Below are 15,352 nucleotides of genomic sequence, written 5' to 3'. Positions count from 1 at the left end.
AGCCACTTATCTTTACGTTAAGTGGCTTTTAATATTTTTATGGTTTCTTATCCAAGCAATTAAGCTAGTACGTTTCACTATCTGGCGGAATACCATAATCAACAAATTTCTTAGCTTTTTTCTCTGTCTTCTTAGTAAAAAAACCTTTTACAGAATTAAAGATTGCTGAAATATGCTCTGCGTCGAGTGATTTTCCAACTTTTCCCGAAACCAAACCAACCGCAGCTTTGGTTAAAAAGCCAGCACCTCTAAATAAGGTTTTGTTCATAAACATCGGTAGCAACAAAGACATTGCGGTGCCGCTTAAATTTAGTTTATCATCAACCTTAAAAAGATTATTCGGCGTTGCATACCTTTTTATAAGGGAGCCAAGCGTAAACTGATGAAGAAAGTTTTTCGCATCTGCCTTAAGCATATTTTGCTTTAGCGTATACTCTACTTTCAGTTCCAGTTTTTTGGCCAGCAAATCATCAAGGTTTCTTACTGTTTTATAACTTCTCATCCTCTTCCTCCTTATCTGCAAGTTTATCAAAATACTTTCTTATGGCAACGTTTATAATTGCCTTTTCAATGTATTTATCTTTGGTTAAATAGACGATTACAGCCAATAGGATATAGATTAGAGAAACACACCCAAAACCTCCTGCGTAACTGTTCAACAAATCCGAAAGGTAAAGTGCGAGTGTTACCGAGCCAAATAAAAAAGCCAGTATAAAGCAAACAATAACCGCGGTACTGGTTACTAAATCAGCAAATATTTTCGATGCCTTTTCTAAGAGGTAAAGCCTTGTGTACTCTACCCTGGCTTCTAAAAAGCCCTTGGCATCATCTACCAGATCTTCTAAACTTTTATCTTTATTTTCCTGCATAATTCAGATGAAATTTAACCGGATACCCAAAGTATCCGGTTAGTTATATTTTGTTATGCGTGCTCTACGTCGTCACTATATTCTTCCTCTACACTTCTCAATTTCGTTTTAATAGAATCAACAACCTTATCTTTTAAGCTTGATAAGTTATTGATTTCATCGGCAGCTTTATCTCTGATAGAATCACCAAGATCTTTAAGCGATTGACTTAACTTGTCGCGGGTTTCATCACCTTTTTCAGGTGCAAACAAAATTCCTAAAGCAGCTCCGGCAGCTAATCCCGCTAATAGGGCAACTACAACTTTCGAGTTATCATTCATAATTAATGTATTTTAAGGGTTTAACATTTACAATATAACTGTGCTATATTATTTTATCGTTAAGCTATAAATTATAACTCATTATGCTCGTTATTTGTTTTAATTCTTTCCAATCTTTCTGATGCGAGTGTACTGGTTTCGTAAATTTTAACGAGCAGGATAAAATAGGAAAGTAGCAACGGGCCGAAAACCAGCCCTAAAATTCCGAATAAAGGAATACCAATAATTACGCCAATTACCGTGATGATGGGGTGAATGTTGCCAACTTTTTTTGCAATAATAAATCTCAGCACATTATCGATATTGATAATAACCACAAAGCCGAAAATTAACATTGCCCAACCCGCAAAATTATTTCCATTTGCAATTTGCAATATTGCCGCCGGAACGAATACTACCGGAGGCCCCAAAACGGGCACAAAGGAGATAAAAGTTGTTATCACCCCCCAAAAAACCGGATCTTTGTAGCCGAGAACATAAAAAGATAAGCTTACTAAAGAGCCCTGTACCAGACAAATCAATCCCTGCCCCAGAACATTTGCGTAAGTTGTATTCCGCATTTCATCGCCAAAACGCAGTGCATTCTGTTCTCTGAAAGGTGCATATTTTATCAACGATAATTCGAATGTTTTTCTTTCGATTAACATAAAGTACAATAAAAAGAACATCACCAGCAAACTGAGTATAATATTTACAGCACTGGATATAAGCGAAGGGAAAAGTTGCGTTGCCCAGTTTCCGATTCTATTCATTCCATCCTGAATTAGGCTTTCGTTTATCTTTACAGGAACAAGGTGCTGCAGCTTAACCAGTAAATTTTTAAAAAAAATCTCATTATTTCTGAGTTCAGATATTTTGCTGATAACCATGCTGCTAAGTGCATAAAAGGGGAGCACAATAAGGACGATACAAATAAATATCAGAAGTATAGCGGTTAACCTCTTGTTCCATCCTTTAATTTCAGCCAGATAAATGTAACCCGGACGCATTATTGTGTAGAGCACAAGCGTACTTAAAATTGCACTGAAGATTCCCTGAAGTGAGTAAGCGATCAATAAGCCAAGCGCAATTATAATAACAAGATTAATGTTGTTGCGCTGCTTGTAAGAGAAAACCGACATAATAAGTTATTGGTATTCTTTAAATAGCAAAAAGTAGTATTTTGTTTGATTTTAAATGATTTATTCCAAGCCCTGGATTTGAATTGCTTTGATCTTATTATAAAGCGTCTTTCTATCAATATTTAAAATCTGAGCTGCCTTTGTTTTGTTGAAGTTTACCTCCGTTAATACCCGCAAAATTGCGTCGTATTCGGCTTCCTGTGCGGCGTTTTTTAAATCTTTTAGCTTATCTGAAAACTTAGCTTTAACTTGATCTAATATCTTATCTCCGTCGAAATCTTTGGCATAGTTAGCAAGCTCCAGAGGCAAAACATCAACCTGAATTTCATTACCATCGCTCAACAAGGCTACACGCCTAACTACATTCTTCAACTCGCGAACATTACCGGGCCAGCTATAATTTAAAAAGCAGTTTTTTACCCCTTCAGAAAAGCCCTTTATATCTTTACTCAGTTCTTCATTTGCAATAGCTAAGAACTTGTTTGCAAACACTAAAATATCTTTGCCTCTTTTCTTTAAGGAAGAAATGTGTATCGAAAATTCGTTGAAACGATGGTACAAATCCTCACGAAATGTACCTTTCGCTATATTTTCGACCAGATTTTCGTTCGTTGCTACGATAATTCTAACATCCAAATCAATCTCTTTAGTGCTGCCAATTCGTTTAACTTTACGTTCCTGAACCGTTCTCAGCAAAGTTGCCTGAATTTCGTAAGACAGGTTTCCAATTTCGTCTAAGAAAAGTGTACCGCCATTAGCCTGCTCAAAATGGCCAATTTTAGTGTATAGCGCCCCGGTAAATCAGCCTTTCTCATGCCCGAAGAATTCACTTCCGGCGAGCTCCCTGGTTAGAGAACCACAATCCATTGCAATAAAGGGCTTATCTTTCCTTAAACTATTCAGGTGAATTGTTTTCGCTACATATTCCTTTCCCGTGCCACTCTTGCCTGTTAAAATGATACTGTAAGATGTTGGCGCAATAAGCTGGATTTGTTTCAGCAATGTTGCCGATACTTCACTCTGCCCGTCTATATAATCGGTATGATTGGCGTACTCTGGTTCTGATTGCGAATTGTTTTTGTTTGATGACCCTACTTTTTCATTGAGTGCCCGCTGGGTTTCGAGCGCTTTATTAATGGTATTTAAAATCTCATCAGGATATAAAGGCTTGGTAATGTAATCGTATGCGCCCAGCTTTATTAACTCTACAGCTAACTTAATGTCCGAATAGCCTGTGATTATAATTACGCCGGTTGTTGGGTAATTTTCTTTAATTTTAATGAGTATCTCACGCCCGTCCGTATCATCAAGCCGGTAGTCGCACAGCACCAAATCAAAGGTATCTTTAGAAAGAATATTCATAGCGGAACTACCCGTAATTGTATTAGCGACATTGAAGCCATTCCTAGTCAAAAATTTTGATAGCAAAAGCCCAATATTTACTTCATCGTCTACAATTAATATTTTCTTTTTAATGTGTTAGGACATTGGAGTACATAAGTAAAGAAAATATTCCTTATTGGGAAATTTTTTCTACACTTTGGCAAAATACGCTCGAATTAATCAGACAAAATGTTATCTGCCAGAAAACAGCGGCTTTCGTTTTTCCGTAAACGCTGATACACCTTCTTTAAAGTCTGCCGTTTCAAAGCATTTTCCAAACTGCTCAATTTCCGTTGCGTAGCCATTACGTCCATTTAATGAGGCAATAACCGACTTAATGGCCGCAGCTACAGCAAGTGGCGCTCGTTGTTTAACCGCACTCAGTATTTCTTCGGCTTTGCCGATTAATTCTGCCTGTGGCACCACATAATTTACAAGTCCAATTTGTTCGGCAACGGCGGCCGTAACCATATTGGCAGTGGTTATCATTTCTATCGCCTTTCCTTTTCCAACCAATTGTGTTAGGCGTTGCGTGCCGCCGTAACCCGGAATTAATCCTAAGGTAACTTCAGGCAAACCCAATTTTGCATGTTCTGATGCAATCCTGATGTGGCAGGCCATTGCTAACTCGAGTCCGCCGCCGAGTGCGAAACCGTTAACGGCAGCAATAAAAACTTTGGAAGAATTTTCAATGGCATTAAAAACAGTTTCGTGGCCATGCCTTGCCAATTCTTCTCCTTGTTTACCACTGTAATTTGAGAACTCTTTAATATCTGCGCCGGCAACAAAGGCTTTTTCTCCTGCTCCGGTAATAATAACGCCACTCACATCTTCACTTTGTTCGGCATAAGCGATTACATCAGCCAGTTCGCTCAGCGTTTCTTTATTTAAGGCATTTAATGCTTTTTCCCGATTTATGGTAACGTAAAGAATGTTTTCTTTAACTTCTGATAATAGATTCTGATATGCCATAACTTAAAAATTTCTGTTTTCTGTAACCCAGTTTTTAATGTATTCTACGATACTAGCCATCGTTGTGCCTGGCGGAAACAACTCACCAACGCCCAATTCAGCAAGTTTCTGTCTATCTCCTTCGGGAATAATTCCTCCACCTGTTAGCAAAACATCATCAAGTTGTTTTTCTTTCATAAAATGGATGATTTTTGGAAAAACTGTCATGTGTGCGCCAGACAGGATGGAGATTCCAATAGCGTCTACATCTTCCTGCAGTGCCGTGTTTACGACCATTTCAGGGGTTTGGCGCAAACCAGTGTAAATTACTTCCATTCCAGCATCCCGAAGTGATGTAGCGATAACTTTAGCGCCCCGATCGTGGCCATCAAGCCCAACTTTTGCCACTAAAACACGAATTGGGCGGTTTAATATTTTGCTCATATTGAATATTAAGTTGGTGTAAATGTATCGATTTTGCAATTCAAATTAATCATTAAGCAAAACAACCAGAATTGCACTAATATTTTTACATTTGCATTCCTAATTTACAGGTTTTTATGAGTGAAGAGAAGTCATTGAACTTTATAGAAGAAATTGTTGAGAACGACTTAAATACTGGCAAGTATGAAACCTTGGTTACGCGTTTCCCGCCAGAACCTAATGGTTACTTACACATTGGCCACGCGAAAGCGATTTGCTTAAACTTCGGACTAACACAAAAATATGGTGGCTACACAAATCTGCGTTTTGATGATACCAACCCGGTAACAGAAAAAACGGAGTACGTGAATAGTCAGCAGGAAGATATTAAATGGTTGGGTTTTAACTGGAAAAACGAGTTGTATGCATCAGACTATTTTGATGAATTATATTCTTTTGCGGTTAAACTAATTGAAAAGGGCCTGGCTTATGCTGATGAAAGCGCTGCAGACGAAATTGCATCTTTAAAAGGCACGCCAACAGAACCTGGTCAGGACAGCCCATACAGAAATCGAAGTGTATCAGAAAATCTGGAGCTTTTTACCAGAATGAAAAACGGCGAATTTGCCGACGGGGCTTATACCTTGAGAGCGAAAATAGACATGGCGAGCCCGAACATGTTAATGCGTGATCCCATTATTTACCGCATAAAACATGCAGCGCATCACCGTACAGGAAATAAATGGTGCATTTATCCAATGTATGATTTTGCGCATGGGCAAAGCGATAGTATTGAACACATTACGCACTCCATTTGTACCTTAGAGTATGTTTCGCATCGCGAACTTTACGATTGGTTTATTGAGCAGTTGGAGATTTTTCCATCTAAACAATACGAATTTGCACGTTTAAACCTTACTTCGACAGTAATGAGTAAACGGAAATTATTGCAACTGGTAAACGAAAACCTGGTAAGCGGCTGGGACGACCCACGCATGCCTACAATTTCGGGCTTACGCAGAAGAGGCTTCACTCCAAAAAGCATACGCGAATTCTGTGAGCGTATCGGTATTGCAAAACGCGAAAATTTAATAGAATTAAGCCTGCTCGAATTCTGTATCCGTGAGGATTTAAACAAAACCGCAAATCGTGTGATGGCCGTTTTAGATCCAATAAAATTAGTTATTACCAATTACGAGAAAGGTACTGAAGATTTAACAGGAGAAAATAACCCCGAGGCAGAAGACGGCGGCGGCACACGAATTATCCCTTTTAGCAATGAGCTTTGGATAGAGCGTGAAGATTTTATGGAAGTTCCGGCAAAGAAGTGGTTCCGTTTGGCACCTGGAGCAATGGTGCGCTTAAAATTTGCCTACATCGTTAAGTGCGAAGATTTTGTGAAAGATGAAAACGGAAACGTTACAGAGATTCACTGCACCTATATTCCAGAATCAAAAAGCGGTAACGATACCAGTGGCATCAATGTTAAAGGTACCATCCATTGGGTGAGTGCAGCACATGCAAAAACTGCAGAAATTCGCTTGTACGACCGATTATTTACATCAGAAACCCCAGATGCCGAGGAAGGCGATTTTAAAGATTACTTAAATCCAGAAAGCTTAACCGTTTTGCCAAATGCCTACATTGAACCTGCTTTGGCCGATGCTGATTTGGATGGACGTTATCAGTTTATCCGCAAAGGCTATTTCTGCCTTGATAAAGATTCAACAACAGATAAACTCGTTTTCAACAGAACGGTTACATTAAAAGATACCTTTAAAAAACCAAATTAAAATTTCAGCATTTTAAATGATACACACGGATGAGTTCGAAACTCATCCGTGTTTTTTTATGGCAATTTTTTTTGAGCAAACCGCCGTGAGGTCAAAACCTACCAAAAATTCGCGTAGCACTTTCAAATGCTAAGTTTCAAAAATTTAATACTTCGTGTAAATATTGTAAAGCACCAGAATATCAACAGGCGTTAGCATTTTACTGATGTCAGATTGAATAAAGTGAATCTTAAAAGCTTCTATTGCGGCAGGCAAATTCGCGGTATTGTAACCGATAAATTTAAGCGCTTTTTCTGTATCGAAATCTACCGGTGGGTTCTTCAAAATGTTATCATACCAGAAACCAAAACCTTTATCGGCTAACTTTTTCCACGGGAAATTTTTGGGGTCGTTCTTTCGTCCCGGCGCAATATCGGCATGCCCTATAAAATTTGCTGTTGGAATGTTATAAGTTTTTTTAAGGGTTGCTAGTAATTTAAGCAAACTGTTAATCTGCGCATCTTGCCACACATCGCCAACGCCGTTATTATCCAGCTCTATGCCAATCGAGGATGAATTGAGATCGGTGTCTTTTCCCCACTTACTAACGCCGGCGTGGTTTGCACGCAGATAATCATTCACCATATGAACAACCTTTCCATCGCGGCCAATAACATAGTGTGCGCTTGTTCCGGCCCTGGTAGAATGAAATGTTTTTATCGTTTGGTTTAAGCTATCCTGAGCAGTATGGTGTATAACTACAAAATTTGGTTTCCGGATACCAAAATTTACAGAACCAATCCATTGTTGGTTTGCCGCATTTACAGAATCGTAAAGCTGACCTTCAGGCGGAGTCGCCAGAATTATATTTGAAAAACCTTTAGCTTTTTCTTTATAAACTTTCTCGGTGGCCGCATATTTGGCTGTACTACAAGAGGAAACAAAAAGAGCGAAAACAATTACTGGTAGGAGGTAGTTTTTGACTGGGTTTAATGCTGACATAACTGTTTTATTTAATGCAATGAAGGTACAAAGTTATGCTAAAGTTCATCCTTTGCATCAAACTTTATACAAAGCTTTCAAATTTTACTAATTTAGTGGCAATTTACATCAACAATGAAGAAACCATCCAAAGCAAATGGCCTGCTAACCGCAATAGCGTTATCAGCAGCACTATTTTCAGCTTGCACAAATACATCAAAAACAACAGATGGAAAATCTGCCAATGTAGTTCAAAAAGATAGCCTTATAAATTATGTTGCCCAACGGTTACCAATTTATGAACGGGTTAAATTATCTACAAACCTAAACCAGCTAAGCATAAACGACAGAAAGGTTTTGCCACTGCTAATCCAGGCGGCCGAAATTATGGATGACCTTTACTGGAAGCAAGCTTACCCTCAGCGAGACAGCTTACTTGCATCAATTAAAGATGAAAAAACCCGCGATTTCGTAAACATAAATTATGGTCCCTGGGATAGATTAAATAATGATAAACCCTTCGTTGCAGGCATCGGCGTAAAACCAGAGGGTGCATCTTTTTACCCTTACGGGATAAGCAAAGCCGAAATTGAAAAATCTACTTTGGCCGATAAGTTTGGCGCCTATTCTGTTATTCAGAAAGATTCTGCAGGCAAACTTACCACAGTTCCATACCACATTCTTTTTGCTGCTGAACTGCAAAAAGCTTCGTCATTACTAAAACAAGCTGCCTTAATTACGGAAGATGCCGGATTAAAGAAATACCTTAACCTAAGGGCCGATGCTTTAGTTACAGATAATTTTACAGCCAGCGACTACGCCTGGCTCGACATGAAGAGCAATGGCCTGGATTTAATTATTGGCCCGATTGAAAATTATGAAGACAAGCTTTTTAATGCGAGAACGAGTTACGAAGCGTACGTTTTAATAAAAGATAAAGAGTGGAGTAAACGCCTTGCGAAGTACGTAAAGTTACTTCCAGAACTGCAGAAAAATTTACCTGTTGCCGCAAAATATAAAACTGAAACACCAGGAACAGATTCTGAACTGAATGCCTACGACGTTGTGTACTATGCCGGTGATTGTAATGCGGGCTCGAAAACGATTGCCGTAAATCTGCCTAACGACGAAAAAATTCAGCAGGAAAAGGGAACACGCCGCTCTCAGCTTAAAAACGCCATGCAGGCCAAGTTTGAGAAAATCTTAATGCCAATATCAAAAGAACTTATCGATGCAGAACAACAGAAATTTATAAAGTTCGATGCATTTTTTGCCAATGTAATGTTCCATGAAGTGGCCCACGGATTAGGCATAAAAAAAACGGTAACAGGAAAAGGGTTTGTACGTGCCGCATTAAAAGAACAATATAGTTGGCTGGAAGAAGGTAAAGCTGATATTTTAGGTTTGTATATGGTTACCGGCTTGCTAAAAAAGGGCGAATTAACAGGCGACATAAAGGATTATTACACAACATTTATGGCCGGTATTTTACGCTCGGTCCGTTTTGGTGTATCAGAAGCTCACGGAAAAGCCAACATGCAGTGCTTTAATTATTTTAAAGAAAAAGGTGCATTTGAACGAACAGCAAAAGGCACTTACAAAGTTAATTTTGACAAATTTGCAACTGCGATGAATGATCTAAGTGCTTTCATCATCACTTTGCAAGGCAATGGAGACAAAGCCGCTGTTGAAAAAGCACAAAAAACCATGGCTATCATTCCTACAGAATTACAGTCTGATTTAGACAGATTGACTAGAAAAAATATACCTGTTGATGTTGTTTTCGAACAAGGTGTTGATGTTCTTGGTGTGAAATAGAATTTAAATTTATGACTAAAACATTAAGCCACAGCTCATCTGTGGCTTTTTTTTGTTCAAAAAAGTACTTGTTTAAAAAACTGTGTAACCTTTTTAAAAAACGGTCGTCTTATTAATAACTAAACGTTGGAAGCCGTTCGTTTCCCAAACTAAGCTTTAAATAGTTAGCAATTTGATTAAAATGCATTTAAATGCGTTATGGAAATCTTTTGCCAAATTTTTAAACAAATAAGCCTTAAACCAATGAACACATTTTACAAAATTGCACTAGTAATTACAGCCGTATTCTCATCAGCGAGCATTTTTGCGCAAACCACAACAAAAACCAATGTTACCGGGACCATCCTTGATGAAAATAAAAAACCTGCAGACTTTGTGACTGTAGTCTTGTTAAAAGCAGCTGATTCGAGCGTTGTTAAAACAGCATTGACAGACCAGAATGGAAGTTTTGGTTTTACAGTTTCTGCCAAAGGCGACTATTTTTATAAAGCCAGCAACATGGGTTACAAAACAATTAAGAGTAAAGTAATTTCCATATTAAATGAAAATCAGAAAGTAGACTTTGGCACCGCTCAGCTGGTTTCAGCTACTCAAAATTTAAAGGAAGTTACCGTAGCCATAACGAAACCGCTAATCGAAAGGAAAATGGATAAAGTTGTTATGAACGTTTCGAGTAGTGCTGTTATGACTGGCTCTAATGCCCTGGAGGTTTTGCAAAAAGCACCCGGAGTATCTGTAGATCAGAATGATAACATTTCGATGCAGGGAAAGCAAGGCGTTTTGATTCAGCTTGATGGAAAGCAGACCTACATGAGCAGTGCAGATGTAGCAAATTTACTTCGGAATATGCAGAGTTCTGAGATTGAAACTATAGAATTAATTACCAATCCATCATCAAAATACGATGCTTCGGGCAACTCTGGTATCATCAATATTAAAACAAAGAAAAGCAAAAGTGGTGGTACTAATGGGAGTTTAAACGCAACCGCCGGATATGGTAAAAATTTTCGTGGAAATGCAGGCTTAAACCTAAATCACAGAACTCAGAAACTGAACCTTTTTGGCAACTACAATTACGGCAACACAGAGCGGCAGAATTTGATAACTATAGATCGAATCTCTAATGGCACACCAGATACTTATTTTATGCAGGCGGGCGAAAGCAGGCGGAAGCAACAAAACAACAATTTTAAAGCGGGTATAGATTATTTCATCGATAAGAAAAATACAATCGGCTTGTTGGTGAACGGGTATTTTAACCATGGCACGGAAGCATCAATGAATAATACTTTAATTGGCCCCTCGTTTCAAAAAGTCGATTCTTCGCTGGTTTCAAACAGTCTCCAAACCAATAAATACAATAACCTGTCTTACAATTTAAATTACAAATCAGTTTTAGATACCGCTGGCTCCGAACTTTCTGTTGATGTAGATTATTCGAAATATGACGGAAACGATGGTTCAGATTATGAGAATGATTATCGTTTCGCTAACGGCAACAGGATTCGTCCGGTTATTTATACCCGAAATAATACGCCATCTAAAATAGATATCAAAGCTTTCAAAGCCGATTATAATGTTGGTTTAAGCAAAACCGTTAAGTTGGAAGCAGGCGTAAAAAGCAGCTGGGTTAAAACTGATAACGATTTACAGGCGGAGGAATTGGTAAACAATAACTGGCAAAATGATGTTCGTCGCAGCAACCAGTTTATTTATGATGAAAATGTTAATGCGGCTTACACAAACATTAACAAACAATTTAAAAATACCAGTATACAACTTGGCCTGCGGGTTGAGCAAACCAATTCTAAGGGAAATCTTGTTACCACAAATACAATTGTAGAAAGAAGCTATTGGGACTTTTTTCCAACGCTGTTTGTACAACAAACGCTTTCTAAAAATAACCAGCTTGGCTTTTCCTACAGTCGCCGGATTGACCGCCCAAGTTACGATGCTTTGAACCCTTTCATTTACTACCTGGATCAATATACTTATAACAAAGGAAATCCATTCTTAAAACCTCAGTACACAAACAACGTTGAATTGAGCTATACTTTTAAACAAAAATATATGCTTTCGTTGGGTTACAGCAGAACAACCGACGTAATTACAGAAGTATTGTTGCCAGATGCGGCACAGAAAGCGTTATACCAAACGAACGAGAATTTAGCCAAAAATATCAGCTACAATGCAAACCTGAATATTCCTGTTCAGGTGGCTAAATGGTGGCAAATGAATAATAATTTAAACGTTTTCTACCTAAGTTTTGAAGCCCCTGATTTAGCAGGAACCGCTTTGAAGACAGGTAAAACATCTTTCCAGTTTAAATCTCAACAAAGCTTTACCATCGTTAGCGGCTTAACTGCAGAGCTAAATGGCAGCTACGAATCTCCACTGGATTATGGAACATTACGGATAAAATCGCGTTATTCTGTCGATGCCGGCCTAAGCAAATCGCTAATGAATAAAAAAGCAAGTTTGAAACTGGCTTTGTCTGATGTATTTAATACTTATAAAAATGATTTGTCTAGCGGTTATCCGGGTTTGAAATATGATGTTCACCAAAAAAATGAAAGTCAGATTGCGAGAATCAGTTTCACTTATCGTTTTGGCAAGAATGAGATTAAGCCAGCACGCAGACGCTCAACAGGAACCGAATCGGAACAAGGTAGAATGAAGAATTAGAGACCTGTTAAGCCTTTACTGGCTTCTCGGCTTAAAAGCCTAAACAAAAAAAGGCCGGTGATTTAAAACACCGGCCTTTTTTTAATTATTTACTTAAATACATTGATTTATCCTTGTAAAGCTTGCGGAAGTATGGGTCTTCTAAATCCTTAATGAAACGAATGGCTTCACCTGTAGATTTCATTTCCGGACCTAACTCCTTTGCAACTTCAGGGAATTTCTCATAAGAGAAAACCGGCTCTTTAATCGCATAGCCTTTTAGTTTACGTTCGATTGTGAAATCTTTCAGTTTCGCTACACCTAACATAATTTTGGCCGCAATATTAATGTAAGGAACATCATAAGCTTTCGCTATAAATGGAACCGTACGTGAAGCTCTTGGATTTGCCTCGATTACATAAACCTTTTCATCTTTAATTGCGAACTGAATGTTCAACAAGCCGCGAACATCAAGTGCTTTTGCAATTTTAATGGAATATTCTTCCATAGCTTTTGTTACCTTTTCAGATAAACTAAAAGTTGGCAGAACCGCGAACGAATCGCCTGAGTGAATACCTGCAGGTTCAATGTGCTCCATCATACCTACAATATGTACATCATCGCCATCAGAAATCGAATCAGATTCTGCTTCTTCTGCCCTATCTAAAAAGTGGTCGATTAAGACACGGTTGCCCGGCAAATCACCCAATAATTTCACTACAGCTTTCTCCAAGTCTTCATCATTAATTACAATGCTCATGCCTTGTCCGCCGAGAACATAACTCGGACGAACCAACACCGGGTAACCAACTTCGTTTGCTACTACAATGGCTTCTTCAGCATTTTCAGCCACACCATATTTAGGATAAGGAATATTCAGTTCTTTTAACAAATCTGAAAAACGGCCACGGTCTTCAGCAATATCCATATTCTCGAAAGATGTTCCGATGATTTTGATGCCTTTCTCGGTTAGTTTTTCAGCCATTTTCAAAGCTGTTTGTCCACCCAACTGAACAATAACGCCAATTGGTTTTTCAAGCTCAATAATTTCACGAACATGTTCCCAGAAAACCGGCTCGAAGTATAATTTATCGGCCATGTTAAAATCTGTAGAAACCGTCTCAGGATTACAATTCACCATAATGGCTTCGAAACCTGATTCTTTGGCGGCAAGCAATCCGTGCACACAAGAGTAATCGAATTCGATACCCTGGCCGATACGGTTTGGTCCAGAGCCTAAAACAATAACTTTTTTACGGTCTGATGCTACCGATTCATTTTCTTCATCAAAAGAAGAATAATAATAAGGCGTTTGCGCCGGAAATTCAGCAGCACAGGTATCTACCATTTTATAAACCCTGTTTATGCCTAAAGCCTTACGGCGATCGTAAACTTCATCTTCAGTAACGTTGCCTAACAGCCACGCAATCTGAATGTCTGAAAATCCTTTAGTTTTCAGGGTAAAAAAGAAGTCCTGGGGAATGTTATTTAAAGAATATCGCTTTAGCTCAACTTCTAAGGCAACAAGTTCCTGAATTTGATTTAAAAACCACTTGTCAATTTTTGTAACCTTGCGGATGGATTCCAAAGGCACGCCCATCGTCATCGCATCTTTTATTAAAAACAGACGGTTCCATGAAGCATGCTCCAGGCCATCCATTATCTCATTAATGTTGCGGTTTTGTCTGCCATCGGCACCTAAACCCGCTCTGCCAATTTCTAAACTCTGACAAGCTTTTTGAAGTGCTTCGATGAAAGTACGGCCAATGGCCATTACCTCGCCAACCGATTTCATTTGCAAACCCAATTCTTTGTTGGCGCCTTTAAATTTATCAAAATTCCAGCGTGGAATTTTTACGATAACGTAATCTAAAGTAGGCTCGAAATATGCTGATGTAGTTTTAGTAATTTGATTTTCGATTTCATCAAGGTTGTAACCTATGGCAAGTTTCGCTGCAATTTTAGCAATTGGATAACCTGTTGCCTTACTTGCCAGGGCTGATGAACGCGAAACACGTGGGTTGATTTCGATGGCGATAATTTCATCATTTGCCGGATTTACCGAGAACTGAACATTACAACCTCCGGCGAAATTACCGATAGCACGCATCATTTTAATCGCCTGGTTACGCATATCCTGGTAACAACGGTCGGATAATGTCATTGCTGGCGCAACCGTGATTGAATCGCCGGTGTGGATACCCATTGGGTCGAAGTTTTCGATTGAGCAAATGATAATCACGTTATCATTGCTATCTCTCAACAACTCGAGCTCATATTCTTTCCAGCCTAAAACTGCTTTCTCTACTAAAACCTCGTGCGTAGGCGAAGCTTCTAAACCACGTTTCAATGCGGCGTCGAACTCTTCTTTCTTGTGTACAAAACCACCGCCAGAACCACCCAAAGTGTATGATGGACGAATTACTAACGGATAACCAATTTCCTGTGCAGCTTCTTTACCTTCCAGAAAAGAGTTGGCAATTTTCGATTCCGCAACACCAACGCCAATATCAACCATTAACTGGCGGAAAGATTCGCGGTTCTCGGTTTTCTCAATTGCATCAACATCAACACCGATTACTTTAACACCATACTTTTCCCATACGCCACGCTCTTCTGCTTCTTTACATAAGTTAAGCGCAGTTTGGCCGCCCATTGTTGGCAAAACAGCGTCAATTTTAGGCAAATCTGCCGAGTCGATATGCTCTTGCAAAATTACCTCAATTGAATCAACAGATAAGGGGCGAAGGTAAACATGGTCGCCGATTACTTTATCCGTCATAATCGTAGCCGGATTTGAGTTGATAATTGAAACAGTTATTCCTTCTTCTTTTAAGGATAACGCCGCTTGTGAACCCGAGTAGTCAAATTCGCAAGCCTGGCCAATAATAATTGGACCTGAACCGATAATCAATACTGAGCGTATGGAGGTGTCTTTAGGCATGATAAAGCTTAATACAATATTTAAATTTCTAAAGTGTTGGCCTGTTTTAAAGGCTAGAAGCAAGGAGGTTTTTTGCTTTAAAGAAGAAAATCCCAACTGTTCTGTC

The 15,352-nt window shown here is 38.8% G+C and carries 11 protein-coding genes and 1 pseudogene; 3 read left to right on the top strand and 9 right to left on the bottom strand.

The genetic code is table 11. The features are described 5' to 3' along the window. Positions 1-64: 64 nt before the first annotated feature. The 7 genes and pseudogenes from AC0IWT_RS17380 to AC0IWT_RS17350 form a co-directional block, all read right to left on the bottom strand. Positions 65-502 (bottom strand): hypothetical protein, encoded by a 438-nt coding sequence (locus AC0IWT_RS17380; RefSeq protein ID WP_471798113.1) that lies wholly within the window; start codon positions 500-502, stop codon positions 65-67. Next, on the bottom strand, positions 489-869 hold the full coding sequence (locus tag AC0IWT_RS17375; RefSeq protein ID WP_471798112.1) for a phage holin family protein: 381 nt from the start codon (positions 867-869) through the stop codon (positions 489-491). Before AC0IWT_RS17375 ends, AC0IWT_RS17380 begins: the two co-directional genes overlap by 14 nt. A 53-nt stretch (positions 870-922) precedes the next feature. After that, complete coding sequence (locus AC0IWT_RS17370; RefSeq protein ID WP_056872734.1) at positions 923-1,189, bottom strand: YtxH domain-containing protein; 267 nt, start codon at positions 1,187-1,189, stop codon at positions 923-925. Positions 1,190-1,260: 71 nt separating this feature from the next. Then, positions 1,261-2,310, bottom strand: coding sequence for an AI-2E family transporter (locus tag AC0IWT_RS17365; protein WP_471798111.1), 1,050 nt, complete (start codon positions 2,308-2,310; stop codon positions 1,261-1,263). Between the two features lie 60 nt (positions 2,311-2,370). Continuing rightward, positions 2,371-3,786 (bottom strand): annotated as a pseudogene (locus AC0IWT_RS17360) (sigma-54-dependent transcriptional regulator). A 99-nt stretch (positions 3,787-3,885) separates the two neighbouring features. Beyond that, positions 3,886-4,665 carry an enoyl-CoA hydratase/isomerase family protein gene (locus AC0IWT_RS17355; protein ID WP_471798110.1) on the bottom strand — a complete coding sequence of 260 codons (780 nt, stop codon included), beginning with the start codon at positions 4,663-4,665 and terminating at the stop codon, positions 3,886-3,888. Positions 4,666-4,668: 3 nt separating this feature from the next. Further along, positions 4,669-5,088: a cobalamin B12-binding domain-containing protein gene (locus tag AC0IWT_RS17350; protein WP_056872738.1), complete on the bottom strand. Its 420-nt coding sequence runs from the start codon at positions 5,086-5,088 to the stop codon at positions 4,669-4,671. A 116-nt stretch (positions 5,089-5,204) separates the two neighbouring features. Here AC0IWT_RS17350 and AC0IWT_RS17345 point away from each other — a divergent pair, with 116 nt between their 5' ends. Then, complete coding sequence (locus tag AC0IWT_RS17345; RefSeq protein WP_471798109.1) at positions 5,205-6,860, top strand: glutamine--tRNA ligase/YqeY domain fusion protein; 1,656 nt, start codon at positions 5,205-5,207, stop codon at positions 6,858-6,860. 144 nt (positions 6,861-7,004) lie between these two features. On the opposite strand, the gene AC0IWT_RS17340 is transcribed toward AC0IWT_RS17345, so the two are convergent. Beyond that, positions 7,005-7,841 carry an N-acetylmuramoyl-L-alanine amidase gene (locus tag AC0IWT_RS17340; RefSeq protein WP_471798108.1) on the bottom strand — a complete coding sequence of 279 codons (837 nt, stop codon included), beginning with the start codon at positions 7,839-7,841 and terminating at the stop codon, positions 7,005-7,007. A 114-nt stretch (positions 7,842-7,955) separates the two neighbouring features. Between AC0IWT_RS17340 and AC0IWT_RS17335 the strand changes: the two genes are divergently transcribed. Then, complete coding sequence (locus AC0IWT_RS17335) at positions 7,956-9,638, top strand: dipeptidyl-peptidase 3 family protein (protein ID WP_471798107.1); 1,683 nt, start codon at positions 7,956-7,958, stop codon at positions 9,636-9,638. 243 nt (positions 9,639-9,881) lie between these two features. Next, positions 9,882-12,323, top strand: a complete 2,442-nt coding sequence (locus AC0IWT_RS17330; RefSeq protein ID WP_471798106.1) for a TonB-dependent receptor — start codon at positions 9,882-9,884, stop codon at positions 12,321-12,323. 85 nt (positions 12,324-12,408) lie between these two features. Here the strand turns inward: AC0IWT_RS17330 and carB are convergent, their stop codons facing one another. Next, positions 12,409-15,246 (bottom strand): carbamoyl-phosphate synthase large subunit, encoded by a 2,838-nt coding sequence (gene carB / locus AC0IWT_RS17325; protein ID WP_056870172.1) that lies wholly within the window; start codon positions 15,244-15,246, stop codon positions 12,409-12,411. Between the last annotated feature and the right edge of the window lie 106 nt (positions 15,247-15,352).

The sequence above is a fragment of the Pedobacter sp. AC464 genome (genome assembly GCF_979253075.1).
The sequence above is the reverse complement of the archived record's forward strand: the minus strand, read 5'-3'. Positions and strand labels throughout refer to the sequence as shown.